Genomic DNA, 26,102 nt, shown 5'->3' on the forward strand with positions numbered 1-26,102 from the left:
CGCCGTCAGTGTAACGACGCAGTCCGATTCCGGCCGTTCGGGGCCTTACAGACGGCTGTCGTCATCCCCGCGTGGTTCACGCGCATAGGCGCGCAGGTTGCCGATCCAAAACACCAGACCAGCTGTCAGCGGCGCAACAGCCCACCCGACCCCCGGCGAAACCGGCGGGACAAACGTGAAGCTCGATCCGGTTTCCAAGACATCGTGGGTAGGCCTGGGGTGCAGTTTGAGGCTCAACCAGTCACCAAACAAGTAGATCGAGATCGCGCCGAGTACGGCAACGGTCATGATCCACAGCATCCACCACACAGAACCGCCGACCCTGCCGCGGCGCACGCTGCGCCACCCCACGGCGCCAAGCACCACCCCGAGCAGGAGTGCCAGCAGCACAAACCACGCAAACCCTGTGAACTGTACATTCACAGGGCTTGCCACTTCGTCGACCCCGATACCGCCGCTTTCTGTAATCACGCCGACGTATGCGGGACGAAGACCACCCCAGGCGAAACCTCCAGCGATACCGAGGAGCAGGGCTAGCGCGAGCAGCCCTGCACCAGATCCCATCACTAGTTGCAGAACTTCCAGCGGCCGTCTTCCTTCTCGAAGATCATGACCTGGGTTTCTTCACCGTTTGCGTTCTTTGCAGTCAGGTTGGCGGACGCACGGTTACCGTCCACACGAACGTCGGAAATGCTGACCTCAGACTTCGGCAGCTCGAGCGCCTGGCCCTGCTGCTCAGCAAGGCGACCCGCCTCTTCAACCTGCTCAAGGGTCAGACCCTGACGCTCCAGTTCCTCCATCATCGGGTCAGCGACTGCCTTACAGGAATTGTCCAAGATGGTGCGGGTCCAGTCAGCGAAAGAACCCGGGTTAAGCACAGCACGTGCAGTGTCTTCCATCTGCTTGCGGTCTTCGTCGGTACCTTCCTGTGCGCCCTCGAGCGGCTGGTTGGTGTTTTCCGGCATGCCGTTCTCAAACGGATTGGCAAGGGTCGGCGCCTCGCCCTGGTTGCCGCCCTCTTCCTTCGACTCCTTCTTCTTCGAAGTCGTGGCGGTTGCCTTCTTCTCGTCCTTCTTTGCGTCGTCCTTCTTTCCTTCGCTCTTATCGGCATTCTCGGACACCGTGGACTCGACAGCCGTATCGGCCGGAGCAGCCTCAGCAGCGGTGGACAGCCCTCCGGACTTGCCTTCGTCGGAGGATCCGCATGCCGAAAGCGGAAGTACGAGCATTGCTGCAGCTACGCATGCTGCCATGCCGGACGTAGTGTTCATTTTCATCTTTGACTACCTTCCTAGTTTCACCCCATCCGTTCGCTGGACGCGGGCAACCGTCTTGGGCGTGGATTGGCGCCACGACGGGACGTTCGTCCCAAAGAGTACCAACGCAACGCTTACCTGACGGTTGAACGTCCGTACTATTGTTCTGAATGGTTCCTGTGAAGTCACGTAAACCCATGTTTCGGCCACTTCGGTCTAGGGTGGTGTGTCATGCAATTGTCTCGCGAGCGCATCACGCAGGCGGCGCTTGAGCTGCTGTCTGGGTACGGTTTGGCTGATGTTTCCATGCGGCGTGTGGCGTCGTCGCTGGGCGTCGCCCCCGGCGCGTTGTACTGGCATATCGCCAACAAGCAGGAGTTGCTCGCGTCGTTGGCGGAGCATATTGTGCGCCCTCTCATGAGCGATCCAGTTGCCGACCCAGCTGAGCTAAGTCGCGCGCTGCGGGAAGCGGTGCTCGGCATCCGCGATGGCGCAGAGGTGCTTGTGGCTGCAGTGAGTCAGCCGGACGCTGAGGTTCGCGCCCAGTTGTCGGAATTGTTTATTGCGTCGGTGCGTGAGTATTCGGGTGAGGGGTCGTCGTCAAGCGAGATGCGTGCTGTGGCTCTCGGCCTGTTGCATTTGACGCTTGGGGATGCCGCCGTGCACCAAGCGAGCACACAACTTGCGGAAGCGACCGGCAGTGTTTCGGACACGTACGAAGACGATTCTGCGCAGATGCATGCTGCGGCCGTGAAGTTTTTGCTGGACGGTTTGGCGCTGCATTCGTAGCCCGGGCAGTGTCGAGCGGGTGCACTATGCTCGGGCAGCATGACTGAGACGACGCATCCGGATCTGCAGCAGCAAGTCTGGCCTGGCTCCGCACATCCGCTGGGCTCGACGTTTGATGGGGCGGGGACGAACTTTGCACTGTTTTCGGGGGTTGCTGATGCAGTTGAGCTTTGTCTTATCGACGACACCGGCGCCGAAACGCGTATCTCCCTCGACGAGGTGGATAACCATGTCTGGCACGCTTACCTGCCCGGTGTTGGCCCAGGTCAGCGTTATGGCTACCGCGTGCACGGGCCGTGGGACCCGGCCGACGGCAAGCGTTGCGATCCCAGCAAGCTGCTCGTGGACCCGTACGCGCGCGCCTTTGATGGGGAGTTTGATCAGCATTCCTCGCTGTTTTCCTACGACGTCAACGCAGAAGAACCTGGTACCGGTCGCAATGAAGAAGACTCGCTCGGCCACACGATGTTGTCGGTGGTGATCAACCCGTTCTTCGACTGGGGCGACGACCGCGCGCCGAAGATCCCTGATGAGGAGATGGTGATCTACGAGTGCCATGTCAAGGGCATGACACAGACCCACCCGGGCATTCCTGAGCAGTTGCGCGGCACCTATGCGGGTATGGCGCACCCGGTAATGGTGGATTACCTCACCGACCTTGGTGTGACCTCGATTGAGTTGCTGCCGGTGCACCAATTTTTGCAAGACGACCGCCTACTCAAACTCGGGTTGCGCAACTACTGGGGCTACAACACGTTCGGTTTCTTCGCCCCGGAGCACAGCTACGCCTCCTCCTCTGCCCCTGGCGATGCCGTGGCCGAGTTCAAACAGATGGTGCGCGCCTACCACGAGGCCGGCATCGAGGTGATCCTGGATGTGGTATACAACCACACCGCGGAGGGCAACCACATGGGCCCGACAATTGCGTTTCGTGGCATTGATAACGAGGCGTATTACAGGCTTGTCGACGACAACCGGTTCCTCTATATGGACTACACCGGCACCGGAAACTCACTGAACGTGCGCTACCCGCACTCCCTGCAGTTGATTATGGATTCGCTGCGCTACTGGGTCACCGAGATGCACGTCGACGGGTTCCGCTTCGACCTCGCCTCGACCCTCGCGCGCGAGTTTTCAGACGTGGACCGTCTGGCCACCTTCTTCGACTTGGTTCAACAGGACCCGGTGGTGAGCCAGGTCAAACTCATCGCTGAACCGTGGGATGTGGGCGAAGGCGGCTACCAGGTAGGTAACTTCCCTGCCCTGTGGAGCGAGTGGAACGGCAAATACCGCGACACCATGCGCGACTTTTGGCGCGGTGAAGATTCCACGCTCGGTGAGTTTGCCTCGCGCCTCACCGGCTCATCGGACCTGTACCAGCACAACGGGCGCCGCCCTACCGCGTCGATCAACTTCATCACAGCCCACGACGGGTTCACCCTGAATGATCTGGTGTCCTACAACGACAAACACAACGAAGCCAACGGCGAAGACAGCCGCGATGGCGAGAACCACAACCGGTCCTGGAACTGTGGTGTGGAGGGCCACACGGACGACCCTGTGGTGCTCGACCTGCGCGCACGGCAGCGCCGCAACTTCCTGACCACACTCTTGCTATCTCAGGGCACCCCGATGCTCGCTCACGGCGACGAGATCGCACGCACCCAGGGCGGTAACAACAACGTGTACTGCCAGGACAACGAGACGGCTTGGATGGACTGGTCCAACCTTGAAAGCGCAGCAGACCTGCACGAATTCACGCGTCGGCTCATCGCTTTGCGCCGAGATCATCCGGTGTTTCGCCGCCGCAGGTTCCTCGAGGGCGGTGCGCTTGGCGACGACGAACACGGCCGAGAGATCGCTTGGCTCACCCCCGACTGCCGTCTCATGACACAAGACGATTGGAACGCCGCCTTCGGCCGTGCACTTATGGTTCACCTCGATGGCGAAGCCATCGCCGAGCCCGATAGTCGAGGACAGCGCATCGTGGACGACTCCTTCCTCCTGATGTTCAACGCCCACTATGAGGACATCGACTTCACAGTCCCCGGCGCGAGGTTTGGTGACGAGTGGGAGATCGTCGTCGATACGACTGGCCCCCTCGGCTACCGTGAAGGCGCACAGCCCATCGGTCCGGATTCGACTGTCACCGTCGGCCAGCGCTCGACCGTGGTGCTGCGCCGTACGCAACCGCCCGCTGGAGCGGGCCGAAAGGAAGGCAACGCCTAAATGATTTCCGCTCATGGTGCAACGTTGACTGTGACCAACGACGCCCTCACCGTGACCCCAACTGCCCTCCTCGCCTCGCTGCGCGGCGACTCCTCGGACCGCACCGTCAGTATTGCGGATATCACCGGCGTGGATATCACCGAAGGTGACGCATGGTCGCCGACCAAAGTGGATGTTGCCACCACCGGTGCTCCGCTGACCGTCTGGTTCGCACCGGGAGACGTCGATGGCGCAAAGAAGTTGCGCACGCTTCTCGACGACGCCAAGCACGGCAAGGCCCCCACCACCGCTACCGCCGACGGCGGAGCAGGCATTCCTGGCTTCTCCTTCGTCGGTTTCGATGTGGAAACCGCGAACCGTCGCTGGGGCTCGATCTGTCAGATCGGGTTGGTCAAGATTGTCGACGGCGAAGAGGTCGAGCGAAAGTCTTGGTTATGTAAGCCGCCTGCCGGTTTAGACGAGTTCGAATCCGGCAACGTTGCTATCCACGGCATTTCTGCTGAGGATGTCACTGATGCCCCAGACGTGCGCGACTGTATCGCGGAAATGACCACCTTTGTCGGGGATTTACCCCTTGTCGCGCACAACGCACAGTTCGATGCCGCCGCACTTCGCGATGCTTGCTTGGCCTCCTCCATCGCCGTCCCGAAGATGCTGTTCGCGTGCACGTTGGCACAGGCCCGCGCTACCAAGCTGGATGTGGCAAACCACAAGCTTCCAACCCTTGCGCAGCACTTCGGCGTTTCCTTGGACAACCACCACGATGCCTGCGAAGATGCCGCTGCGTGCGCCGGTGTGATGGTTGGTCTCGCCCGGGAGGCCGGCCACACTGGCAGCCTGATGAGCTTCATCCACGACACCGGGTTCACGCTCGGATCGATCGACGACGCCCGCGTCACCCCTGTCCTCCGCGACCGCTCCGGTGCCGGCCGCGCGGTGCAGGCGAAGCAGGTCGCCGAAGGTGGTGTCGCTGCTGCCGTTGCCGCCACCGCCGAGCCACGTGGTTCCAACCAGGCCGGGCCGGTGAAGAAGGAGCGCAAACCCGCTCCGTGGCAGTCGGTGGCCACCCCGGACACCGTGCCGGAGCCAGATGCTCAAGCCGACCCGAACGCTCCTCTCTACGGCGAGCACGTCACCTTAACCGGTGAGTTCGAACCGCACGATAAGGGCGAGTTGTGGGACGCGATTGCGAAGCAGGGCGCGCAGGTGGGCAAGAACGTCACCAAGAAAACGACCATCTTGGTTGTCGGCGAATGGTCGAGTGTGACCTCGAAGGAAAAGCGAGCCCGCGAACTGCAGGAAAAGGGCCAGGACATTCAGATTTGGCAGGCCCCGAAACTCCTCGAGGTACTCGGTCTGTAAAAAGTTTTGGTTCGGATGGAACCGGGGCGGTGTTGGCTACGTCTAACTGAGTATGTACGTAGTAGAAACTCTTCCCCGCCCTGTCCACCAAGATGCTATTGAATTGCGGCTGGCGCGTCGCGACGACGTCGCGCCATCGTCGTCGTCACGTTCCTGGCTCACGCCTGGCTTTTCGGCCTCGACCGCGTTTATCAACCTTGCACCGCGCCTGGTGTGTGTCTTTACCGTCGACGACGGTCCGGCGCTGACCCACCAACAAATCGGTGAGCTCACGCCGAGCATGAACCAGCTCTGGAATGGTGCCGCTGACCGGTTGGCGAAGCGGGCGCTCGTCGACACGGGCGTCGAGTTTTTGGTGCGCAATCCCGCTGCCGCGCTGGAGCAGACCGGCCTTCCGCCCGGTTTAGAGGTAGGTGGACACGGTGTGCCACCCACCGCGTGGCTCGCTCACCCGAAAACGTTTACGGTGATGCACCGCCATTTCCAGACGGTGCTCGACCCCCACCACGAGCTGGTCTACGCCACCCGCGACGACCAGGAACTGTTTATCTTCGACGCACCGCTGCATCACGTCCGCGACATCCTGGGGCGCGGCGCGCTGATGACATACTCGGTCGGCTTCCCGCTAATGCACGATCCACCAGTTTCCGGGTAAGCTCACCCGCCGACATGAGCACTTCAAAACAACCGGCCAAGCGAAACAAGGAAGCTGACGACACAATCGCACGTCTCGGCTCCACCTACTTCGCTTGGGTAAACGCACACGAGGACGTGGCGATGACCTTCCGCCACGCCCTCCATGAACTCATGCGCGATGCCGGCGTGAATTTCGACCGCGTAGATGCACGAGTAAAGTCCTGGACCTCGTTGAAGGAAAAAGCCCGCAAAACTCGCGACGGTGAGTTGCTCTACCCCGACCCGTGGCACGACATCAAAGACATCATCGGCGCCCGAATCACCGTGCTGCACTCGACCGAGATCCCTGCAGTGCAGCGCCTGCTCGCCGACGAGTTTGAGGTGTTGCGCAGCGTGGACAAAGCCGAAGAAACCCGAGTCGCCGGCAACTTCGGCTACGGCTCGCACCACCTTGTCGTCCGTGTTGAGGAGCAATCCGAGGGCCTTGAGGAGTTCGTCGGCCAAGTCTTCGAGGTGCAGATTCGTACAGTGCTGCAGCATGCGTGGGCGGAGTTTGAGCACGACATCAGGTACAAACGCTCAGCGGAAAAACTCGACCCGCAGGTGGACCGCGCGTTCACCCTCGCCGCAGGGCTTATCGAGCTAGCCGATCAGCAGTTTGACCAAATTTCAACCTTGGCAGACCCGCAGGAAAAGGTGCACACCGACGTGGACACCGAAATCTCGCCTGAGACACTGCCGGGCATTCTGACCGTGTTGCTTGGCAGCCAGTTTCCGCTCTCACGCGCGGGCGACTACCGCTTCCTCACCGAGTTGCTGCGTGCCCACGGCATTGAGCTTGTCTCGGACGTTGCGGACCTGACCAACCCGGCAGACATCGAGGCTGTCTCCAACTCGATGAACTACTCATTCGTCCCGGGGCAAGTGCGCATTATCGACGATCTGCTGCTCAACCGGTTCGGCACCGAACACATCGAGAAAACCTGGGATTCGGGAAACCGCCCAGAGGTGCGCCGCGAGCGTCTGAACGGCCGTCTAGCCCGGCTGCGCAGCAGCATCGATTAGCTGCGTTTAGTTACGCCGCCCCATGAGGCGGTCGATTTCGCGGCGTTCCTTCTTCGTGGGGCGCCCAGTTCCGCGATCGCGCACAGGAGGTGCCGCGAAGAGTTCACGCGGTGGTGGTGGCGGACTGTGGTCGATGTAGCAGGTGCGCGCCACCGGGGCGCCAACGCGCTTCGACACCGTCGCCGTAACCTCGAGAATGTACTCGTGGTGGTTCTTCCATACCCGCACCGTGTCTCCCGGCACGACCTGGACGGCAGGTTTGACTGCCTTGCCACCGATCTTGACGTGCCCAGCACGAACGGCTTCGGCGGCCTGGCTGCGTGTTTTGAAGATCCGCACGGCCCACAGCCAGGCGTCGATACGGACGGCTTTGCCTGACGGTTCGATCAAGGCGCTAGTAACGGTCCTGGTGATTGACGATCTTTTGGACCTTGTTCCAATTCACAAAACCACCCGCAACTCCGATGACGAGCCCAAGCACCAGGATCGTCCAGGACTGCATCAGCAGACCGAACGCGATGCCGCCGGCGAGGCCGCCGCCGGCCCACACCAGCGCGTCGCGCGAGTATTTGCGCACGGCGGCTTTTCGTTGGTCGATCGGGTTGTTTGGGCGCGGCTGCATAGTCATGGCATGCAATTCTAGCGCGAAGTAGACAACTCGACCCACCGTGGTCCGAGCGTTTTGCTTTCTGCTTGGCCTTGGGTGGCGGCGGCGAGGAGGTCGTCGATACGCTCACGCTCCCCTGGTTCGAACGCGAGCGTGTACGTGGCGGCAGCTCCGTATTTGACGTCTACGACTTCCACCCCAGCGTTGCGTAGTTCTGCTTCGATTCGGCCGGCTTCAGCATGCGGAAGGTCCACGGCAACTTGCTCACGCATGGCACGTGTGGTGGTGACAACGCTCGGCAGTGTTTCAGACACCGCGTTCGTATACGCACTCACAAGGCCGCCTGTGCCAAGCTTGATGCCACCAAAGTAGCGAATAACCACGGCGACAATGTCGGACATACCTGATCCTTTGAGCACCTCAAGCATCGGCTTTCCTGCCGTGCCGGAGGGCTCACCGTCGTCGGAAGAGCGCTCGATCGGCTGTGCGTCGTCGACATGAACGATGAACGCCGAACAATGGTGGCGCGCATCCGGGTACGCCTCACGCGCGGCATGGATGACCTCGCGCGCTTCCTCCTCAGTGGTGGCACGCGTCACCCAGGTGATGAACCTGGAACGTTTGATCTCAAGCTCGTGGATGGCTGTCTCCCCAGCCTTGGGTCGGACGTAAGAAGTAACCATTTAACCTGCAACGATGAAGTCGTACTCAGGCGTGCCAGGCTCGAGGCGACGGCAGCCGATCGGCGACGCTTCCATACGATCCAGCAAGGGCGCCAGGTCTTCTGCATGCGCCAACTCAATGCCAACTAGCGCCGCACCGGTTTCGCGGTTGTTCTTCTTCAAGTACTCGAAGAGCACGATGTCATCTTCCTCGCCCAGGATCTCCCGCAGGAACATGCGAAGCTGTCCTGGCTCTTGGGGGAAGTTGACCAGGAAGTAGTGACGCAGCCCGCGGTGGACCAAGGAGCGCTCCATGACCTCCGCGTAGCGCAGCACATCGTTGTTGCCCCCAGAGATGATGCAAACGACGGTCGAGCCTGGCTTAATCGTCGTTTGTGCAAGGCCCGCAACCGACAGCGCACCCGCGGGCTCAGCGATGATGCCTTCGTTTTGATACAGCGAGAGCATTTCCGTGCACACTGCCCCTTCGTCGCAAGCAAGCACCTCTGCACGATCCTTATGTGCTTGGAACACCTGCCAGGGAGTGTCACCGATCCGCTTCACCGCCGCACCGTCTACGAATGGGTCGATAGATTCCAGCGTCACCGGCTCGCCCGCCTCAATCGCAGCGCGTAACGACGACGCCCCCACCGGCTCAACACCAACCACCCTCGTCGACGGCGACATGTCCGCCACATACGACATCACACCTGACATCAGGCCACCGCCACCGACCGGCACAAGAACAGTGTCGAGCTGCTTGCCCATACTGGACAATTGCGCGACGATCTCGGCCGCGACGGTGCCTTGCCCGACCACGGTATTGCGCGAGTCGAACGGCTCAATCACCGTCGCTCCCCGTGCCGCAGCGTCTTCGCGCGCAGCCTGGGCAGCCTCGTCAAACGTGTTGCCCGTAACGACGAGCTCAATCGCATCACCGCCGTGCACCAAAATGCGGTCACGCTTCTGCTTCGGGGTGGGTTTCGGGACAAAGATCTTGCCCTGAATCCCAAGCGCACGGCACGCGTACGCCACGCCCTGGGCGTGATTGCCTGCCGACGCCGCCACTACGCCAGCCTCCCGCTCCTCCGGGGTCAGCTGCGAAATACCAAAGTACGCCCCGCGAATCTTGTACGAACGCACATCCTGCAGGTCTTCACGCTTGAGATAAATCTCAGCACCGTACTGCTGAGACAGCCGCGGGCAGTACTGCAGCGGCGACGGAGTAATGACAGAAGAAATCCTTCCCTGCGCGAACTGGATATCGGCGGCATGGACCTCTTGGAATGTGTCAGATGGGCGCATGGCCGATCAGTGTACGCGCGACGAGCTTTCAGTTTGTTCAAACCTCGATTTACCCCGCTTCCACAGGACTTAGACATATAGATGATTTGGGGTACACTGCTCGCCGTGACCAAACCCCTGACTTCCAGGTGTTGGCCAATCCGATGCGGGGATCACTGAAAACATTGCCTATATCACTATGTTTTCTTCTGGGAACCTGCTAGGTTCTTCCGAGTGATCTGTCGAGCGCACGGTCGACAGCGACAAACCCCCTAAATTTCCATAGGAGTTTTTCATAATGAAGCGCATTTCTTCTGCAATGGTCGCTGCCGCGACCGCGCTGACCCTGGCTGTTACCCCGGCTTACGCTGAGGACGCCGAAAACACCGGCAACGAGGCCACCGACACCCACACCACCGCTCCGGTTGACCAGCCCGAGGACAACAAGGGCGAAACCGACAAGCCGGGCGAGGGCGAAACCGACAAGCCGGGCAAGGGCGAGGACAACAAGGACGAGACCAACAACCCGCCGGCTCCCCAGAAGCAGACTTCCGGTTCCTCCCAGGGCCACATCATCGGCGCAGTGTCTGGCACCCTCGCTGCGGTTCTGACCACCGGTCTGATCGTGTTCTCTGACCCGCGTGGCATCAACAAGATCATCGACGCACTGAACCGCGAGTTCCACCTGGGCATCCCGCACGTCCACGTGCCGCAGGTCCAGCTCCCGAAGCTCCCGTTCTAAACCTCCACCCCAGCTAGGAATATTCAAGCATGAAGCTCCGCACTCTGTTGGTTTCCGCAGCCGGTGCCGCCGTCGCCGCTGGCGCTCTTGGCACTTCAGCTCTCGCTGCAGAGACCACCACATCCGAACCCACTTCGGCAACTACCACCGCCACCTCGGAACCGGCACCGACGACGACCACTGAGGCGCCGGCGGAACCGGCACCTTCCGAGGGCACGGAGGAAACCACCACCTCGACGACGACCACTGAGACGTCGGAGGAAACCACCACCAACCAGTCGACCGAAACCACGACGAAGGAGACCACGACCGCTCCTACACCGACAAAGGTGACCGCTGAGCCTTCGGCAACGCTGGCTCCGCACGGAAGCATCGGCCCTGTCGATAACGAGGAAAAGATCCTGAAATCAATCACGACTATCAGCGTGATTGTGACGACGCTTGGTGCTGCAATTGGCAGCCTGGTTGTCTTCATCAACTCGATCCCTGGTGGTCGCGAGGCACTGCGTAAGTTCTTCAAGTAAGACACGCGCTTCATCTCCTCATGCCCGCTGTGCAATATGCCAGCGGGCATTTTGCTGTGCCGACTATGCAGCGGCATAGTTTCCCCTAACCCAGCATCCCCGCACCCAAGGTTGCCTTGAGATCACCCATCAGGCTCGCAGAACGGTACCGCCGCAGAGAATCACCGAAGCCGACTATGCAGCGGCATAGTCACTACCGCTGGAACCTCGAGCCCGCGCACTATGCAGCGGCATAGTTTCTCCTAGCCGAGCATCCCGGCTCCCAAGGCGTAACCCAACAAGCTCGCGGCGCGGTACACCCGCAGATGGCGGCCGAAGCCGACTATGCAGCAGCATAGTCACCACCGCACGAGCCCCAAACCCGCACACTATGCAGCGGCATAGTTTCCCCTAGCCCAAGATCCCCGCACCCAGGGTTGCCTTGAGATCACCCATCAGGCTCGCAGAACGGTGCACTCGCAAATGGTCGCCGAGGATCATCAGTTGACTGTGTTCGCCGTTGACCAGGTTGAGATAGACGTCTGAGTCGCCTGGGTTGTTCGACAGCACTCCCTTGAGTTTCGAAATGTTGTCGATGGTGCACTGGTCCGTCCGCAGCGTTAGACGGAGCGGCAGGCCAGCACCGTTGCCGGGGCCAAGTTCGGGGACTTTGACGTCGTCGCCAAACAAGCTCATACGCTCGTCGCGAATTGAGACATGTGCTCTGACCAAAATGATGTTGTCCTCCACAATTTGCGGAGCGACGAGCGCGTACACCTTGTTGAAGAGCAGCACATCCACCTGCGCGCCGTGGTGATCCTCGATGGTCACAATCGCCCAGGGGGAACCGTCCTTCTTAGAGAAGCGTCGGTCCACAGTCGAAATCAACCCACCGATGGTGACCTCTGCGCCGTTGCGTAGTTCACCGGACAGGATGGTGGTGAGCTGCGTATCGGTCTGTGCATCGATGGCTTCCTCGTACCCATCAAGCGGGTGCCCGGACACGTATAGGCCAAGCATTTCGCGCTCGAGGGCGAGTTTGTGCTTACGGTCCCATTCGTCTTCAGGTACTTCGATGGCAAACGCAGAGTTCGCGGAACCGTCCTCGCCGCCAAGGCCCGCGAAGAGGTCGAATTGGCCCTTGTCAGCGGCCTTCTTCGTCGCCAAGACTGAGTCCACCGCGTCTTCCTGGATCAGCATCAAGCCTTTACGCGGGTGACCCAAAGAATCGAACGCGCCTGCCTTGATCAGCGATTCCGTGATGCGCTTGTTGCACGGAAGGAGATCGATCTTGTCCAGGTAGTCAGAGAAGCTGGTGAAGTGTCCCTTGGACTTGCGGGTCTCTTTGATGGACTCCACCACTTCCGCACCGACGTTTCGCACAGCCGCAAGTCCGTAACGGATGTCTTTGCCGACAGCCATGAAGTTCTCTTCAGACTCGTTGATATCTGGCTGCAACACGCTGATGCCCAAGTGGCGGCAATCCGCCAGGTAAATCGCGGACTTGTCCTTCTTATCACCAACAGAGGTCAGCAGCGCGGCCATGTACTCAGCGGCGTAATTCGCCTTCATGTAGGCAGTCCAGTACGACACCAACGCATAGCCTGCGGCGTGCGACTTGTTAAACGCGTACGACGCGAACGGCTCAATCGTTCCCCACAGTGCATCGACGGCTTCCTTGGAGTAGCCGTTTTCAAACATGCCGGCAGAAAACGTCTCGTACTCCTTCGCCAGCACCTCCGGCTTCTTCTTACCCATGGCTTTACGGAAGCCGTCTGCCTGACCAGCCGTGTAGTTGGCTACCTTCTGCGAGATGTTCATGATCTGCTCTTGGTAGACGATCAGGCCGTAGGTTTCGTCGAGAATCTCGCGCAGCGGCTCCTCAAGCTCCGGGTGAATCGGAGTGATCGGCTTGCGCCCATTCTTGCGGTCGGCGTAGTCCCAGTGAGCGTTCACACCCATCGGGCCCGGACGGTACAGAGCGAGCGAGGCAACAATATCGTTAAAGCCCGTCGGCTTCATACGCTTGAGAAGCTCCTGCATACCTCCGGAGTCGAGCTGGAACACTCCAAGGGTGTCGCCACGAGACAGCAACTCGTACACCGCCTCGTCGTCGGTGTCCAAGGCTTCAAGGTCGATGGTCTCGCCGCGGTTCTTCTCCACGTTCTCCAGCGCGTCGCCAAGCACTGTCAGGTTGCGTAGGCCGAGGAAGTCCATCTTCAGCAGGCCAATGGCCTCGCACGCCGGATAGTCCCAACCGGTAATGATCGCACCGTCGGCAGGACGCTTCCACATCGGAATGTGGTCCATCAGCGGCACAGACGCCATAATCACAGCACACGCGTGTACGCCTGCTTGGCGCACAACGCCTTCAAGTCCACGGGCGGTTTCATAGATCTTGGCCACATCCGGATCTGTCTCGATCAGCGAGCGAACCTCAGCCGCTTCCGCGTAGCGCTCGTGCTCCGGATCGGTGATGCCGGACAGTGGAATATCCTTCGCCATAATTGCTGGTGGCAAGGCACCGTTGATGCGGTCGGCCATCTGGAAGCCCGGCTGGCCGAAGTTCACCTTCGCCGAGTCCTTAATCGCCTGCTTTGTCTTCACCGTGCCAAAGGTGATCACCTGGGCGATCTTGTCCTCACCCCAACGCTCGGCGGCGTAGGTGATCATCTCGCCGCGGCGGCGATCGTCGAAGTCGATATCGATATCCGGTGCGGACGGACGCTCCGGGTTGAGGAATCGCTCGAAGAGCAGGCCGTGCTCCATCGGGTCAATATTTGTAATGGTCAACGCATACGCAACCAACGAACCAGCGGCGGAACCACGACCGGGACCAACGCGAATGCCGATCTCGCGGGCGTGCTTAATCAGCTCCGCAACGATCAGGAAGTAGGAGGGGTAGCCCTTCATGTCGATGACGTCGATCTCGTAATTCGCACGCTCGGTGTATTCCTGCGGAACCTCTCCCCCGTTGAAACGCTCCGACAGTCCGCGGCGAACCTCCTCACGCAGCCACGTCGTCGGAGTGTGTCCCTCCGGAACGTCCGCGATCGGCATGCGATCGTGCGGGTGTTCCTCCCACAACTCGCTGTAGTCGCCGACACGCTCCGCGATCCACAGGGTGTTGTCGCACCCGTCAGGCACGGTGGAATCCCACAACTCACGCATCTGTTCGGCAGTCTTGATGTAGTAGCCGGAGCCATCAAACTTGAAGCGGTCCGGATCCAGCAGCGTCTTGCCTGTCTGGACACACAGCATTGCCTCGTGCGCGGGCGCCTGGGATTCGAGGACGTAGTGGCAGTCGTTGGTCACCAGCGGCGGCAGTTCAAGCATCTCTCCGATGCGCAACAGGTCGTCGCGCACGCGGCGTTCGATGTGCAACCCGTGGTCCATCAGTTCAAGGAAGTAGTTGTCCTTGCCGTAGATGTCCTGCCACATCGCCGCAGCCTCCAACGCGGCGTCAAACTGGCCTAGACGCAGGCGAGTTTGCACGTCACCGGACGGGCAGCCAGTGGTCGCGATAATGCCGTCAGCATGCTCGGCGATAAGTTCCGCATCCATGCGAGGCCACTTACCCAACTGTCCCTCGTACGACGCAAGGGAGCTCAGCTTGAACAGGTTGCGCAGACCCGTCGCGTTCTCGGCGAGCATGGTCTGGTGGAGGTATGCGCCGGACGCGGAGACATCGTCACGCTTTTGATCCGGCGTACCCCACAGCACACGCTTCTTATTAAAACGAGAGTCCGGTGCCATGTAAGACTCAATGCCGATGATCGGCTTCACACCAGCATCGACCATGCGACGGTAAAACGCATTGGAGCCGAACATGTTGCCGTGGTCGGTCATGCCGACTGCTGGCATGCCCTGGCGGGACACCTCCTCAGCCAGCAAGTCCACCTTTGCCATGCCGTCCAACATGGAGAACTCGGTGTGGTTATGAAGATGAACGAAGGAGGATTTTTTGGCCATGCGGCTCATCTTAGACGGCTACGCAAGTCCGAATTATTCGTAGCGCAGCGCGTCGATGGGCTGCATCTTCGCGGCCTTCGACGCAGGGTATGCGCCGAAGAACACACCGGTCGCCAGCGAGAACAGCAGCGCGAACACCACGGCTCCGATCGGCGGCCATGTCATTTCCAAAAGCGCCGAGCTGGCGATCATGCCGACAGCGCCACCCAGGATGACGCCAATGACGCCGCCGATGAGGCACACCAGCATCGCCTCGACGATGAACTGGACACGAATATCATTGTGGGTTGCGCCGAGCGCTTTACGCACGCCGATTTCGCGGGTGCGTTCAGTAACCGTGATCAGCATGATGTTCATCACGCCGATACCGCCGACGAGGAGCGAGATGCCGCCGATTGCGGAGAGCACGGTCGACAGGGTGCGGAAGATCGTCGTCAAGCCTTCGAGGCTCGCTGAGATATCGAACACCTCGGCCTCGTAGTTGTCGTTACCGGCGTACATGCGATCCAGGTACGTTTGCAGGTCTGCGCGGAACGCCTCCGGGTCCTCATCCACAGCAGCACGCACGCTAAACGACGACACCCAGTCCGCCTCCAAGCCAACCCTGTCCGCGGCCGTGACCGGAATGTAGGCGTCCGCAAACGCGGTTTCCCCGAACATGGGCTGGCTCTCCGATTTTTCCAGCACACCGATGATGGTGAACACCGCCGGCTTGCCGTGGATGATGAGGTCGAAGCGGGAGCCGAGCGCCTTGCTCGGATCGTTGTCGAACAACGCCTCAACCAGCTCTGGCGATACAACGGCAACGGGGCGACGACTATCAATGATGTCTTGATCCAACCCGCGACCGTACTGAACCTTCAGGCCACGCATGTCGAGCGAGCTCGCAAGCGACGGGTAGATCGACACACTTGAAGTGTTGTCCCCGACCTGTGCGTCACCACCACCGGAAAGCTCCAGATCGATGCCTTGCACGCGGTCGCCGAACGACGCTTGCAGCTCGTTGAGCTGATCAAACGTGACAGCATCGTTCTCGTTTGTCGGCGGGGCAAGATCAAACGCCGCAAACGGGTCCTCGGATTTCTCGCCTTCTTCCGCGCGTTCGTGCACCATCACCGGGTACGTGGTCGTGCCGGCGTCTTCCAGACCACCCATCACATCGTTCTCGAGGGCACGGCCCAACGTCATGATGATGATCACGGCCATGATGCCGATGATGATGCCCAAAAGCGTCAGCAGCGAGCGCAACTTGTTGGTATTCAGGCTGGACAGCGCCAACCGTAGCGATTCGCGAATATTCACCTAGTTCACCCCACCCGGCTGGCGCACACGAGCGATTTTTCCGTCCATCATTTCCACGATCCGGCCGGTTTCTTCAGCCAACTCCGGGTTGTGGGTAATAAACACGATGGCTTTGCCCAGTTCCTGGTTGAGTTCGTGGAACAGATCCATGACCATGCGTCCGGTTTTGGAATCCAGGGCGCCCGTGGGCTCGTCGGCAAGCAGCAGCCCTGGGTCATTGGCCAGGCTGCGTGCGATTGCCACACGCTGCTTCTGGCCACCCGAAAGTTCGTTGGGGTTGTGGTGCAACCGATCCCCCATGCCCATGCGATCCAGCAGTTCGGCGGCGCGCTCCTCGCGCTCGCGCTTCGGCACACCGGCGTACATCATCGGCATGGCCACGTTCTGCAGCGCGTCGATGCGGCCAACGAGGTTGAAGTTCTGAAAAATGAATCCGATGTTTTGGCTGCGGTAATGCGCCAGTTCCTTGTCCTGCTTCGCGTACACAGGTTCGCCGTTGAAGGCATACGCACCTTCAGTCGGGCGGTCGAGCATGCCAATCAGGTTCATCAACGTCGATTTACCGCAGCCCGAAGGACCCACGATAGAAACAAATTCGCCCTGTTCAGCGTAGAAATCCACGCCGTGCAGTACGGTCAGTTCGCTCGGCTCGCCAACGTTGTACGTCTTCACGATCCGGCGCATGTCGATCAACCTGCCGGTGTTCTCCATGCGCGGCTGCGTATCGACGACTTCCTCCACCGGGACAGTTTCAACTACCGGTTCGTCTTCATCGGCTGGGTCTTCTTCGCCGTCGAGGAAGAACGGGTCGTGGGTGTCTGTCGTGTCGGTCAGGGTGTCGTCGTCAAGCGGACGCTTTTTCCTGCGAAACACTTACGGCTGCTCCTTCTCGCCGTCCTGCTTCTTCTTGCCTTCGCGAGCCTCGCGGACCTTCTCCGGGTCGAAGTTCGGGTCGTTGATCTCAACGGTCTCCCCGATACGCTCGCGGTACTCGTCCGGCCAGTTCACGACAATATCGCCAGCCTTGAGGTCGCCGCCCGTAATGGCAATGTCGACGTCGTTGGACGCACCGGTTTTCACGATGCGTTCCTCGACCTTGCCAGAGGTCGCATCTTCGCCCTCGGTTGCCATGACGAGAACCTTCTTCTTGCCGTCCTCCTCATACACGGCGTCGAGCGGGACGTTGAGCGCGTCCTTCGCCTCAGCGGTAATGATCTCCGCACGCGCGGTACCACCCAGCAGCAGACCTTCCTTGTCGCCGGTGATTTCGATCTCGACCGGGAACGTCACCTCGCTCGAATTTTGCGATCCGCCGCCGCCCATCGCCATGCCAGGAACCTCAGCAGAACCAGAACCGCTCGCGGCCGGCGCAATGCGCGTGACCTTGCCCTTGAACTGCTTCTTGCCAGTTGCGGTCGACGTGAAATCAACCCGGTCCCCGACAGAGATGTTTGGCACGTCCGACTCACGGACGTCTGCCCGGATGACCAGGGAGGAATCGTCGGCAATACTGAGCAATTTGCCTTGCGGGATGTCGCCTTCGTGCACGGAAACCTCGGTCACCAATCCCGCGATCGGGGCGTACACGGTGCCTTCACGGACTTGGTATTCGAGGGTGCCGTCGCCCTCGCCAAGCTGCGCCGACTCGGCCTGACGGGTAGCGGAGCTCACCTGCGCCTGCAACTGGTCACGTTCCTGCGCCGCCTGCGCACGTGCGGACTCAAGTTCCGCCTGAGCCTGCTGCAGCGCCGCCTGAGCCTCCTGCTTGCTCAACGAACCACCAGCGAGCTGCGCCGGAGCTTGCGGTGCCGGTTGTGCCGGCTGTGCCGGTGGTGCTGGAACACCCGGCTTTGCCGTCGCATTGCCAAGCGAGGAGATCTGACCCGCCATCTGCTCCACAGCCGCCATGCCGCGGTTGATCAAGCGCGGGCCGCCCTCTGCAGCAACAGCTGCGTTATAAGCCGCCTGCGCCTGGTCGACCTGCGCTTGAGCAGCAGCAATCGCCGGGTGCGTCCCGTTATTGATGCTTGCCTGATACGCGTTCAACTGCTGCTGCGCCTGCTGCACGTTGGCCTGCGCATCAGCCTGCGCGTTCGCCTGCTGCTTTTGCTGGACCGCCAACTGGCGCTCCAGCTCCTCGGTATTCATGGCAACGAGGAACTGCTGCGCCTGGACCCTATCGCCAGCCTTCACTGCAACGTTCTTTACCTCAGACTGCACCGCGGAGGTGATGTTGACCGTGCGCACCGGCTCAATCTTGCCGGAGACGACAACACTGTCAGAGACGCCTTCCTGGGACACGACGGTGTAATCGCCGGGCTGCAGCCCGTCACCTTCGCCTTCGCCGTTGCCATCGCCACCGAATCCGCACGCGCCGAGCAGCAGTGCGGACGACGTGACAATTGCCAGGCTCACGCGTGTCAGCCGGCGACGTGCGGTCGAGTGATTGGTCTCGGAAGCCAAGGGGTCTCCTCCCGGTAGCAGGCATATAACTCCGCAAACTATACACGGCCCCCAGAGACGTTTCGGGTCAATGCAAACGCTCCCCACACAGCATCAGAAGGCAATACTTCCACGGCGAAAACAGCTGGCTGTTCGGCAACCGCGCGGAGTTCATCGCCTGAACCGTAAACGATCACTGCGTCAATTGGCTGCGTGGTTGCTTGCTGGAAGATTTCGTCACGTAGCTGCCCCGCAAGCGGTTCACCAACCGCGATAGGCGCTCCGCCGTCCGCGACCAGAGCACTCGCCCGGCGCGCCGGCGCAACCGTCACCGCAGCATCGTGAGCAGATAATGCTGTATCGAACGTCACAAGCGCGAACGCGGGGGCGTCGGCGGCACGCAAGGTGTCGTCGGCACGTTGCTTGTAGTTCTCTTCCCCGTCTTCGGGCCCGAGGGTGTCGCCTTGCAGCACAGATGGCAGTGGTGGCGTCGCAACGCCAATCGCCCACAACGCTGAGAGCGCAACAACGGCTGCAAGCAGCGTTGCGACGACCCGCCTACCCGTTACGGACCGCATCAAGCGCCACACGAAGGTCCTCCGGATACTCGGAGGTGACCTCCATATATTCACCGGTACGCGGGTGGACGAACCCAAGGCTGGTGGCATGCAGCCACTGGCGCTTCAACCCGAGTTGCTTCGACAGTGTCGGGTCCGACCCATACATCGGATCTCCCACGCAGGGATGGCCCACCGAGGACATATGCACTCTGATCTGGTGGGTCCGGCCCGTTTCTAGGTGCACCTCGATGAGACTCGCCCGGCGGAACGCTTCAATTACCTCGTAGTGGGTCACGCTCGGCCGGCCGTCCTGCGTGACGGCAAACTTCCACCCGGCGGAAGGGTGGCGTCCGATCGGTGCATCGATTGTGCCAACTGTCGGGTCCGGCAGCCCCTGCACCAACGCGTTATAGGTCTTGTCCACGGTGCGTTCTTTAAAGGCGCGTTTCAACGCGGAGTAAGCGGGCACGCTTGCGGCAACGATCATGACGCCGGATGTGCCGACGTCGAGACGCTGCACGATGCCCTTGCGCTCCGGCGGGCCGGCATCGGGAAGCGTGAATCCCATGGCTTGCAACCCACCGACCACATCGGGGCCTTCCCAGCCCAAGGTCGGGTGCGCCGCCACGCCCACAGGCTTATCCACCGCGATGACGTCGGCATCCTTGTACAGGATCTCCAGACCTTCAACGAGTTCGGTGACCGGCTGCGGCGCCCGCTTCGGCTCCGGCAGAGTGACCTCCAGCATGGCGCCTGTGTGGACTCGTTCCGATTTCTGTGCAGCAGTGCCGTTGACAAGCACGTCACCGTTCGCGGCAATTTCTGCGGCGACGGCACGGGAGACACCGAACAGCTTCGACATCGCAGCATCGACACGCATCCCGTCCAGCCCTTCCGGCACTGGAAGCGCCCGGAACTTACCCATCGTTGTCCCCCTTCCGCTCTGCAACAAAGGTGGCCACGACAAACACCACCACACCGACCGTAATAGCAGCATCGGCCAGGTTAAACACCGCGAAACTGCCTACGGAGATGTAGTCCACCACATGTCCGAACCAGAATCCAGGCTCACGGAACAACCTGTCGCACAGGTTGCCCAGTGCGCCACCTGCGACCAGCGCTAGACCAAACGCCTCCCAACGTGTGGACATGCGAGGACCAAACCACAGCGCACCAATGACAAACGCAAGTTGGAGGGTGGTGAATAACCACGTCGAATTCTGCCCCATTGAAAATGCGGCGCCCGGGTTAAACAGCAGGTAGAAGCGGAACCAATCTCCGATCACTGGGTGGGGCACTCCGGGTTCCAGCCATGCGACCATGATGATTTTCAGGAGCTGGTCCAGCGCCGCCACGATGAGCATCACAGCGATCACGACACCAAGGTAGCGGGGTGTCGAGCGGGGTTTCGTTGCCTGTTCCATCGCCGTCCCACCTTAGCGCCTCGGACGCTACCCCTGCGTATGCCGTGCGGTACGTTCTTAAAGATGTCTCGTTTAACTGCCGCCGTTGCCGCCGTTGCTTTGTCGCTGTCCCTCACCGCATGCGCGGGCGAGGAAGACCTGATCGAGGGCGTGCCCGCGTTCCCTGTGGACGAGCCGGGTGTCACTGTCGTCGATACGGGCGAACATGCTCGCGTGTTGTCGTACACCGAGAACGCCGAGCCCTGGTCCACCACGGTTGCGGTCTCGTCCGGTGTCGCGCAGACAGTGGGCGATCAGGTCCGGGGCGGCGATGTGGCGATCACGACGTTGCCGCTGGACATCTCGGTTGGTGACGCACCTGAACCCGGCGAGGGAGAAGCAGCTGCTTCTCGACGAATCGACTTCACCGTCGGCTCCGGCAAACACTCCAACCTGGACATCGGCCAGGACGTCGCCGCCACTGAAGGCTTCCGCATGAGCTGGCGTGGCGACGACTCTGGGAAGATCTCCACCATCAAACTGCTCGCCCCACCGGAAGCACCGGAGCGCGGCCTGCAGCATGTGGAGCCCGCCCTGCTGGCGCTGATCACCCAAAACGTCGTGTTCCCCACCGAACCAATCGGTGAGGGTGGCGTGTGGAAGGTGGAAAACCGAGTCGCCGGCGACAACACGATGTTGCGCACCACCACCTACACTGTCGAGTCGCTTACCGATTCCACCGTTGACCTCGCCGTCGACATCGAGGAACGCCCCTCGGAAAAGGACATGACGATCGACGCCGATGCCGCCGGGGACCTCAACGGCCAGCACATCGAGGTGGAGTCCTCTTCCACCACGTCGAAGGGGCACATCACCGTCGATTTCTCCCGCCCGTTGCCAGTGTCAGGCGAGGTGGAAGCGACAACCCACCTGGTGTACTCCGGCGGGGAGCAAACAACCCGCGTGGTCCAAGACATCACGCGGGCTGTGCGGTACGGCGCTTAACTTACAGGCCAGGAGCTGCCGGAGGCGCCTGCTCGGCTGGGGCTTCGGCCGGGGCCTCAGCCGGTGCGGCCGGTGCGGCCGGTGCGCCGGTGTTGCACATGTCCGGCACCTGCTCCGGCGGCAAGGTGTTGCTGACCAGGAAGCACGCCCAGCTTTGCGAGATCTTCCAGTGGCCCTCCTCGTACACAAACTCCACATCCTCAGCCAGCTGCGATTCCGCGTCCGGTCGGGTGAAGTTCACCGTCGCCAACACCGAGTTGGTGGTGTAGCCCGGCAACACCGGGTTGACCACCTGGAAGTTCGCGCCTGATTCCTGCTGAGACTGGGTCATCAGATCGAACAGTTCCGGCGTGGTTTCGCCACCCTGGACGGTGTTCGCGCGTTCTGCGATGGGCAGGTTCGGGTCGGCAGCGCGCTGCAGGACTGCGTTGAGCTCTTCTGCGGTGGGCATTTCTGCCACGGGCGCTGCGTCGGATGCGCTTGCCTGTTCGGCTGCGGTGGTGGTGTTCTCCGTGTTGTCGGACTCGCCCGAGCAGGCGGTCAGACCCAGCGCGAGGCTGGCCGCTGCAAGTGCCGCAGCAAATCGCTGTGCTTTCACGTGTTCTCCTTGCATACCTTGATTGACTTGCTCAACGTTACTGCACTGAAGCCCATTTCTGGCACTCTGGTGCACATGACCGTCTTCGTTGTCTCTACTGGAGGCACCATCGCCTCTACCGCCGATGCGTCCGGGGCGCTTGTGCCGACCTTGTCCGCCGATAAAATTGTCGCCCGCAGCGAAACCACCCGTGACGTGCAAACTCGCGAGATTGCTAGCCTGGATTCGTCGTCAATGGGGCTTGCCGACATCGATCGTCTTCGTGCGCTCACAAGCGCGTTGCTTAACGACGACACCCTCACCGGCCTCGTCATCACCCACGGCACCGACTCCATGGCAGAGACCGCCCTCGCACTGGACCTCGTCCACCGCGATGATCGCCCGGTTGTGCTCACCGGCGCCATGCGTGCCGCCGACCATCCCCACCCTGATGGACCCGCAAACCTGCGTGGCGCGATCGAGGTGGCCGCCACCCAACGCGGCGGTGGCGCCTTCGTTCACTTCGGTGGCGCAACCTTGCCTGCACGCGGCCTACGCAAGCGGCACACTACCGATCTGGACGCCTTCGACGTCCCCGTTTCACTGCGCCGACCTATGCCTGTCCCCGCTGCGCCATTGGACGGCTTGTTCGTGCCGATCCTGCGTGCATGGCCAGGTGACGACGGCACCGTTGCACATCTTGTCGCCTCGAAGTCCCCCGACGGCGTCATTGTCGAGGCCCTCGGTGCCGGCAACGTCTCCGACGGCACCGGCGAAGCACTTCGCGACATGCTGCGCCGCGGCATCCCCGTAGTGATTGCCACTTCTGCCCCCTACGGTGCAGTGACCTTCGCCTACGGCGGCGCAGGTGGCGGCTCTACCCTCGGCGACCTCGGCGCGCTGCCCGCCGGCCATCTCTCCCCCGGCCAAGCTCGTATCGCACTGCTCACCGCCCTGGCCACCGGTGTGAATCCCAGCTCACTGCTCTGACAGCCAGTCCTCCCACGCCAACGAATCGACGGGGTCGGCCGGGACGAGCGCGGGGTCGTCGCTACGCAAGCTCTTGACCCTGCCAGGCCCCGTCGCGCGCGTTTCAAACCGCACCGTGACCCATCCCTTGCCGGCCCCTTGCACCCAACCGTGCCCAAACTCAGGGTGAAATACATCTTGTGTAGCGCGCCACTGCCCTGGCGTGTCTCCCATCTCTGAGACCACCTCGAGTCCAGCCGGTGCGGCATGATCACTCACCCCAGTTTCGTAGTCCTCCGCCACCGGCGCCGGCTTCACAATCTCCTGATCCAACTCCGGAAACAACACATCCTGCAGCGCATCCTCCAGGCCCGAATACGACACCCCCACAAGCCTGATTGGCCCGACTTCGTCCGGGTAACGCACCAGTCGAAACGCCGTTGCGAGCAGGGTTTCCGCATCGTCGGTTGCATACGGCAGGGTCGCCGAGCGGGATTCGATGCGAAAGTCCGCCATCCGCAGCTTCACTGTCACCGTGCGAGCCCCTCTCCCGTCCTTGAGCAACCGTCGATGCGAATCCGCTGCCGCACGTTCCAGCGCAGTGTCTACCTCCGACGGCTGGGTTAAATCGTTCGGGTAGGTGTGCTCGGAGGAGATCTGCTTCGCCACAGCACGCGGGGCAACCGGCCGCTCATCCACACCGCGAGCAAGCCACCACAGCTGCTTGCCCACCGCACCACCAATCGCGATATCGAGTTCTTTCTCGGTCAGCGCCGCCAAATCCCCAATCGTCTCGATCCCCGCCGACGCTAACTTCGCCTCCGTCACCGGCCCCACACCCCACAACTCATTGACCGGCATCGGATGCAGGATCTCTAACTGTTCTTCATGCGGGATGACAAACACTCCGTCCGGTTTCGCGCGGCCCGAACCAATCTTGGCGTATTGCTTGCCCGACCCAACTCCGATCGAGCTCGGCAAGCCAGTCTCCTCCTTGATCTCCGCGCGCAACTGGTTCGCCCACTCACGCACCTCGTCAGGGGTAGCACCAATGAGCTCAGCTGGCTCCATGAAGGCTTCATCGATAGACAGTTGCTCCACCACATCAACGTGCTTGCTAATCACCTCGAACACTCGCCTCGACGCGGTCGTGTACACCGCCCGCCGGGGTGCCACAAGAACTGCTTTTGGCCCCACCAGACGTGCCGCCCGGTGTGTTGGCATGGCGGAGCGCGCCCCATACTTTCTTGCCTCGTAACTGGCGCCCGCCACGACCCCGCGGCCGGTCACACCCGCAACGAGCACTGGCCGCCCTTTCAGCGTGGGACGGGTGAGCTGCTCACATGACGCGTAGAACGCGTCCATGTCGATATGCAGCACCCAGCGAGTCATGCCACCACTGTGCACCACCGCTACCGCCGAGTTCCAATTTCGTCATTCATCGAATGAGGTACCCGTGATGAAATCCAGGCGACGCGGCAACCCTCGCCCGCGGGAAACAAACCGCGCACCATCGTTAAACGTGAAGAACAGGTCGGTTCCCCTGCTTTCAATTGTGATCGTCCCGTGGCTAACCTGCGAGTGACAACTCGAGCACAGTGGAATGAGGTTATCCATGTTGGTCGAGCCACCATGCTCCCATTCTCGGATGTGGTGGATCTCAATAAACCGGCGATGCGAGCACCCAGGCATGGCACATTGATACCCCCACGTTGCTAGCAACGCCTGCACCTGGCCGTCAGTGGCGAACCGCTGTGCACGGCCGACGTTGATGGTCAGCCCATGTTTGTCCATCAAGTGCAACCGCACCACGGCGTTAGCAAGGTAGCTTCGCACATCCTCTGACCGTGCGGCACGGTTTTCGGGCATCCAACAGCCCCCGCCCTGATTCACCATGAGATTGACCTGCACACCGGGGCTACGAAGCGGACTAATCGGGTGAGCCCGCACCATATCCACCATGGCCAGCAACGCTGCGTAAACGTCCTGTTTCTCCGGAGGCCCGTAGCGCGAAACCGTCTTCGCGATGTCTTCGGCGGTGATCTTTGTCCGTTTCCGTGGTTCGCGATCCTGCTCAGAGGCGACAGCATCCTTGGCGTTGGTGGCGTCGTCGATAAGCAATTGCACCTTTTGAGGATCGTTGAGATCCTCCGGATCGACGTCCTCCAGACCAAAACTGGCCAACTGCGCCATTTTCAGTGCGGTCAGAAGTTTCTGCCCAGCCACGGCGGGAAGGCGGGCCTCGAACGCAAGCATGCCATCGTCGCACTCTCTGGCCCGGGCGAAAGGTTCGGTCGGCTCATCGCCTTTCGGCCCGGCACCGGCGAGCACAAGTTTCAGGTCCGAAAACGCCAGAGACAACGCAAGAGCGACAAGCTCCTCTTCGTTTTGCTCGTCCAGAAACTGCAGGAGAAAACGAACCGTCGAATACGGCATCACCCCAGACTCAAACGCATCAAATAACCGGCGATACCTGCGCAGGCCCCGGGCAACCCGCACATACTCAAAGGCCGTCGGTTCGGGCAGGTTGAGTTCCCTACGCAACCACGTCGCGGTCGACTTCTCCCCATACTGCGACGCGAGATCCTGCTCATCGAACTGCCCGACTGCTTCAAGCATCCGCGCACGATGGTGATTGGCCGAAAGGTGGTTGACCTTAATCCGGTCTTCGAGCACCTCTGCCGACAAATCATTCGTTCGATCAGCCACCCACTGGCTCACTGCAACTGTCATGTTC

Annotated in this window: 25 protein-coding genes; 9 read left to right on the plus strand and 16 right to left on the minus strand. The window is 61.1% G+C overall.

Annotated features, from left to right (window positions below; translation table 11 throughout):
- Window positions 1-45: 45 nt before the first annotated feature.
- Together HMPREF2690_RS05545 and HMPREF2690_RS05550 are read right to left on the minus strand one after the other, a co-directional pair.
- Window positions 46-567: a hypothetical protein gene (locus HMPREF2690_RS05545; RefSeq protein WP_141761207.1), complete on the minus strand. Its 522-nt coding sequence runs from the start codon at window positions 565-567 to the stop codon at window positions 46-48.
- Window positions 567-1,277 carry a hypothetical protein gene (locus tag HMPREF2690_RS05550; protein ID WP_070422224.1) on the minus strand — a complete coding sequence of 237 codons (711 nt, stop codon included), beginning with the start codon at window positions 1,275-1,277 and terminating at the stop codon, window positions 567-569. Before HMPREF2690_RS05550 ends, HMPREF2690_RS05545 begins: the two co-directional genes overlap by 1 nt.
- Before the next feature lie 210 nt (window positions 1,278-1,487).
- Here HMPREF2690_RS05550 and HMPREF2690_RS05555 point away from each other — a divergent pair, with 210 nt between their 5' ends.
- From HMPREF2690_RS05555 to HMPREF2690_RS05575, 5 genes are all read left to right on the plus strand, one after another.
- Window positions 1,488-2,045 (plus strand): TetR/AcrR family transcriptional regulator, encoded by a 558-nt coding sequence (locus HMPREF2690_RS05555; RefSeq protein ID WP_070450933.1) that lies wholly within the window; start codon window positions 1,488-1,490, stop codon window positions 2,043-2,045.
- Window positions 2,046-2,084: 39 nt separating this feature from the next.
- Window positions 2,085-4,274 (plus strand): glycogen debranching protein GlgX, encoded by a 2,190-nt coding sequence (gene glgX, locus HMPREF2690_RS05560; protein ID WP_070820351.1) that lies wholly within the window; start codon window positions 2,085-2,087, stop codon window positions 4,272-4,274.
- Window positions 4,275-5,636 (plus strand): exonuclease domain-containing protein, encoded by a 1,362-nt coding sequence (locus tag HMPREF2690_RS05565; protein ID WP_070820352.1) that lies wholly within the window; start codon window positions 4,275-4,277, stop codon window positions 5,634-5,636.
- Window positions 5,637-5,739: 103 nt separating this feature from the next.
- Window positions 5,740-6,291 carry a hypothetical protein gene (locus tag HMPREF2690_RS05570; protein ID WP_070450928.1) on the plus strand — a complete coding sequence of 184 codons (552 nt, stop codon included), beginning with the start codon at window positions 5,740-5,742 and terminating at the stop codon, window positions 6,289-6,291.
- A gap of 14 nt (window positions 6,292-6,305) precedes the next feature.
- Window positions 6,306-7,337, plus strand: coding sequence for a GTP pyrophosphokinase (locus tag HMPREF2690_RS05575; protein ID WP_070820353.1), 1,032 nt, complete (start codon window positions 6,306-6,308; stop codon window positions 7,335-7,337).
- Between the two features lie 6 nt (window positions 7,338-7,343).
- Here the strand turns inward: HMPREF2690_RS05575 and HMPREF2690_RS05580 are convergent, their stop codons facing one another.
- From HMPREF2690_RS05580 to ilvA, 4 genes are read right to left on the minus strand one after another with little or no spacing between them, the layout of a single operon-like run.
- The gene (locus tag HMPREF2690_RS05580; RefSeq protein ID WP_070570058.1) at window positions 7,344-7,727 is read right to left on the minus strand and encodes an RNA-binding S4 domain-containing protein; all 384 of its coding nucleotides are present in this window, start codon (window positions 7,725-7,727) and stop codon (window positions 7,344-7,346) included.
- Window positions 7,728-7,731: 4 nt separating this feature from the next.
- A complete protein-coding gene (locus tag HMPREF2690_RS05585) occupies window positions 7,732-7,965 on the minus strand; it encodes a hypothetical protein (RefSeq protein ID WP_070422217.1) in 234 nt (77 codons plus the stop codon).
- An 11-nt stretch (window positions 7,966-7,976) separates the two neighbouring features.
- Window positions 7,977-8,627: a YigZ family protein gene (locus HMPREF2690_RS05590; RefSeq protein ID WP_070483953.1), complete on the minus strand. Its 651-nt coding sequence runs from the start codon at window positions 8,625-8,627 to the stop codon at window positions 7,977-7,979.
- Entirely contained in the window at window positions 8,628-9,911 is a 1,284-nt protein-coding gene (ilvA, locus tag HMPREF2690_RS05595) for a threonine ammonia-lyase IlvA (protein WP_070483955.1), read from the minus strand.
- A 277-nt stretch (window positions 9,912-10,188) separates the two neighbouring features.
- On the opposite strand from ilvA, the gene HMPREF2690_RS05600 reads away from it, so the two are divergent.
- Window positions 10,189-10,632 carry a hypothetical protein gene (locus tag HMPREF2690_RS05600; RefSeq protein ID WP_070820354.1) on the plus strand — a complete coding sequence of 148 codons (444 nt, stop codon included), beginning with the start codon at window positions 10,189-10,191 and terminating at the stop codon, window positions 10,630-10,632.
- 29 nt (window positions 10,633-10,661) lie between these two features.
- Window positions 10,662-11,156: a hypothetical protein gene (locus HMPREF2690_RS05605; protein WP_070771485.1), complete on the plus strand. Its 495-nt coding sequence runs from the start codon at window positions 10,662-10,664 to the stop codon at window positions 11,154-11,156.
- Between the two features lie 390 nt (window positions 11,157-11,546).
- Here HMPREF2690_RS05605 and dnaE read toward each other — a convergent pair whose 3' ends face one another.
- From dnaE to lspA, 7 genes are all read right to left on the minus strand, one after another.
- Window positions 11,547-15,107 (minus strand): DNA polymerase III subunit alpha, encoded by a 3,561-nt coding sequence (dnaE, locus tag HMPREF2690_RS05610; protein WP_070450911.1) that lies wholly within the window; start codon window positions 15,105-15,107, stop codon window positions 11,547-11,549.
- Between the two features lie 33 nt (window positions 15,108-15,140).
- Window positions 15,141-16,409 (minus strand): ABC transporter permease, encoded by a 1,269-nt coding sequence (locus HMPREF2690_RS05615; protein ID WP_070771487.1) that lies wholly within the window; start codon window positions 16,407-16,409, stop codon window positions 15,141-15,143.
- Complete coding sequence (locus HMPREF2690_RS05620) at window positions 16,410-17,120, minus strand: ABC transporter ATP-binding protein (protein WP_070422382.1); 711 nt, start codon at window positions 17,118-17,120, stop codon at window positions 16,410-16,412. It abuts the gene before it with no gap.
- A gap of 162 nt (window positions 17,121-17,282) precedes the next feature.
- Window positions 17,283-18,872 (minus strand): efflux RND transporter periplasmic adaptor subunit, encoded by a 1,590-nt coding sequence (locus HMPREF2690_RS05625; RefSeq protein ID WP_070450906.1) that lies wholly within the window; start codon window positions 18,870-18,872, stop codon window positions 17,283-17,285.
- A gap of 38 nt (window positions 18,873-18,910) precedes the next feature.
- Window positions 18,911-19,429 (minus strand): hypothetical protein, encoded by a 519-nt coding sequence (locus HMPREF2690_RS05630; RefSeq protein ID WP_070820355.1) that lies wholly within the window; start codon window positions 19,427-19,429, stop codon window positions 18,911-18,913.
- Window positions 19,410-20,336 carry an RluA family pseudouridine synthase gene (locus HMPREF2690_RS05635; RefSeq protein ID WP_070422209.1) on the minus strand — a complete coding sequence of 309 codons (927 nt, stop codon included), beginning with the start codon at window positions 20,334-20,336 and terminating at the stop codon, window positions 19,410-19,412. Before HMPREF2690_RS05635 ends, HMPREF2690_RS05630 begins: the two co-directional genes overlap by 20 nt.
- A complete protein-coding gene (gene lspA, locus HMPREF2690_RS05640) occupies window positions 20,329-20,835 on the minus strand; it encodes a signal peptidase II (RefSeq protein WP_070422208.1) in 507 nt (168 codons plus the stop codon). Before lspA ends, HMPREF2690_RS05635 begins: the two co-directional genes overlap by 8 nt.
- 63 nt (window positions 20,836-20,898) lie before the next feature.
- Here lspA and HMPREF2690_RS05645 point away from each other — a divergent pair, with 63 nt between their 5' ends.
- Window positions 20,899-21,819: a hypothetical protein gene (locus tag HMPREF2690_RS05645; protein WP_083308108.1), complete on the plus strand. Its 921-nt coding sequence runs from the start codon at window positions 20,899-20,901 to the stop codon at window positions 21,817-21,819.
- A 1-nt stretch (window position 21,820) separates the two neighbouring features.
- Here HMPREF2690_RS05645 and HMPREF2690_RS05650 read toward each other — a convergent pair whose 3' ends face one another.
- Entirely contained in the window at window positions 21,821-22,417 is a 597-nt protein-coding gene (locus HMPREF2690_RS05650; RefSeq protein WP_070570073.1) for a WKL family lipoprotein, read from the minus strand.
- Window positions 22,418-22,492: 75 nt separating this feature from the next.
- Here HMPREF2690_RS05650 and HMPREF2690_RS05655 point away from each other — a divergent pair, with 75 nt between their 5' ends.
- Window positions 22,493-23,386 (plus strand): asparaginase, encoded by an 894-nt coding sequence (locus HMPREF2690_RS05655; RefSeq protein WP_070820422.1) that lies wholly within the window; start codon window positions 22,493-22,495, stop codon window positions 23,384-23,386.
- Here HMPREF2690_RS05655 and HMPREF2690_RS05660 read toward each other — a convergent pair.
- Window positions 23,375-24,757, minus strand: a complete 1,383-nt coding sequence (locus HMPREF2690_RS05660) for a DNA polymerase IV (protein WP_070820356.1) — start codon at window positions 24,755-24,757, stop codon at window positions 23,375-23,377. The two genes, HMPREF2690_RS05655 and HMPREF2690_RS05660, sit on opposite strands and share 12 nt — an antisense overlap.
- Window positions 24,758-24,799: 42 nt before the next feature.
- Window positions 24,800-26,098 (minus strand): HNH endonuclease signature motif containing protein, encoded by a 1,299-nt coding sequence (locus HMPREF2690_RS05665; RefSeq protein WP_070820357.1) that lies wholly within the window; start codon window positions 26,096-26,098, stop codon window positions 24,800-24,802.
- Window positions 26,099-26,102 lie beyond the last annotated feature (4 nt).

This window comes from Corynebacterium sp. HMSC034E11 (assembly GCF_001835905.1).
Lineage (GTDB): Bacteria > Actinomycetota > Actinomycetes > Mycobacteriales > Mycobacteriaceae > Corynebacterium > Corynebacterium coyleae.

Excerpts from the sequence above, each read along its gene's own strand:
- HMPREF2690_RS05550 (WP_070422224.1), bottom strand. The coding sequence starts at position 1,277 with ATGAAAATGAACACTACGTCCGGCATGGCAGCATGCGTAGCTGCAGCA.
- HMPREF2690_RS05555 (WP_070450933.1), top strand. The coding sequence starts at position 1,488 with ATGCAATTGTCTCGCGAGCGCATCACGCAGGCGGCGCTTGAGCTGCTG.
- glgX (WP_070820351.1), top strand. The coding sequence starts at position 2,085 with ATGACTGAGACGACGCATCCGGATCTGCAGCAGCAAGTCTGGCCTGGC.
- HMPREF2690_RS05565 (WP_070820352.1), top strand. The coding sequence starts at position 4,275 with ATGATTTCCGCTCATGGTGCAACGTTGACTGTGACCAACGACGCCCTC.
- HMPREF2690_RS05575 (WP_070820353.1), top strand. The coding sequence starts at position 6,306 with ATGAGCACTTCAAAACAACCGGCCAAGCGAAACAAGGAAGCTGACGAC.
- HMPREF2690_RS05585 (WP_070422217.1), bottom strand. The coding sequence starts at position 7,965 with ATGACTATGCAGCCGCGCCCAAACAACCCGATCGACCAACGAAAAGCC.
- HMPREF2690_RS05590 (WP_070483953.1), bottom strand. The coding sequence starts at position 8,627 with ATGGTTACTTCTTACGTCCGACCCAAGGCTGGGGAGACAGCCATCCAC.
- ilvA (WP_070483955.1), bottom strand. The coding sequence starts at position 9,911 with ATGCGCCCATCTGACACATTCCAAGAGGTCCATGCCGCCGATATCCAG.
- HMPREF2690_RS05600 (WP_070820354.1), top strand. The coding sequence starts at position 10,189 with ATGAAGCGCATTTCTTCTGCAATGGTCGCTGCCGCGACCGCGCTGACC.
- HMPREF2690_RS05605 (WP_070771485.1), top strand. The coding sequence starts at position 10,662 with ATGAAGCTCCGCACTCTGTTGGTTTCCGCAGCCGGTGCCGCCGTCGCC.
- dnaE (WP_070450911.1), bottom strand. The coding sequence starts at position 15,107 with ATGGCCAAAAAATCCTCCTTCGTTCATCTTCATAACCACACCGAGTTC.
- HMPREF2690_RS05620 (WP_070422382.1), bottom strand. The coding sequence starts at position 17,120 with ATGGAGAACACCGGCAGGTTGATCGACATGCGCCGGATCGTGAAGACG.
- HMPREF2690_RS05630 (WP_070820355.1), bottom strand. The coding sequence starts at position 19,429 with ATGCGGTCCGTAACGGGTAGGCGGGTCGTCGCAACGCTGCTTGCAGCC.
- HMPREF2690_RS05635 (WP_070422209.1), bottom strand. The coding sequence starts at position 20,336 with ATGGGTAAGTTCCGGGCGCTTCCAGTGCCGGAAGGGCTGGACGGGATG.
- lspA (WP_070422208.1), bottom strand. The coding sequence starts at position 20,835 with ATGGAACAGGCAACGAAACCCCGCTCGACACCCCGCTACCTTGGTGTC.
- HMPREF2690_RS05645 (WP_083308108.1), top strand. The coding sequence starts at position 20,899 with ATGTCTCGTTTAACTGCCGCCGTTGCCGCCGTTGCTTTGTCGCTGTCC.
- HMPREF2690_RS05655 (WP_070820422.1), top strand. The coding sequence starts at position 22,493 with ATGACCGTCTTCGTTGTCTCTACTGGAGGCACCATCGCCTCTACCGCC.
- HMPREF2690_RS05660 (WP_070820356.1), bottom strand. The coding sequence starts at position 24,757 with ATGACTCGCTGGGTGCTGCATATCGACATGGACGCGTTCTACGCGTCA.
- HMPREF2690_RS05665 (WP_070820357.1), bottom strand. The coding sequence starts at position 26,098 with ATGACAGTTGCAGTGAGCCAGTGGGTGGCTGATCGAACGAATGATTTG.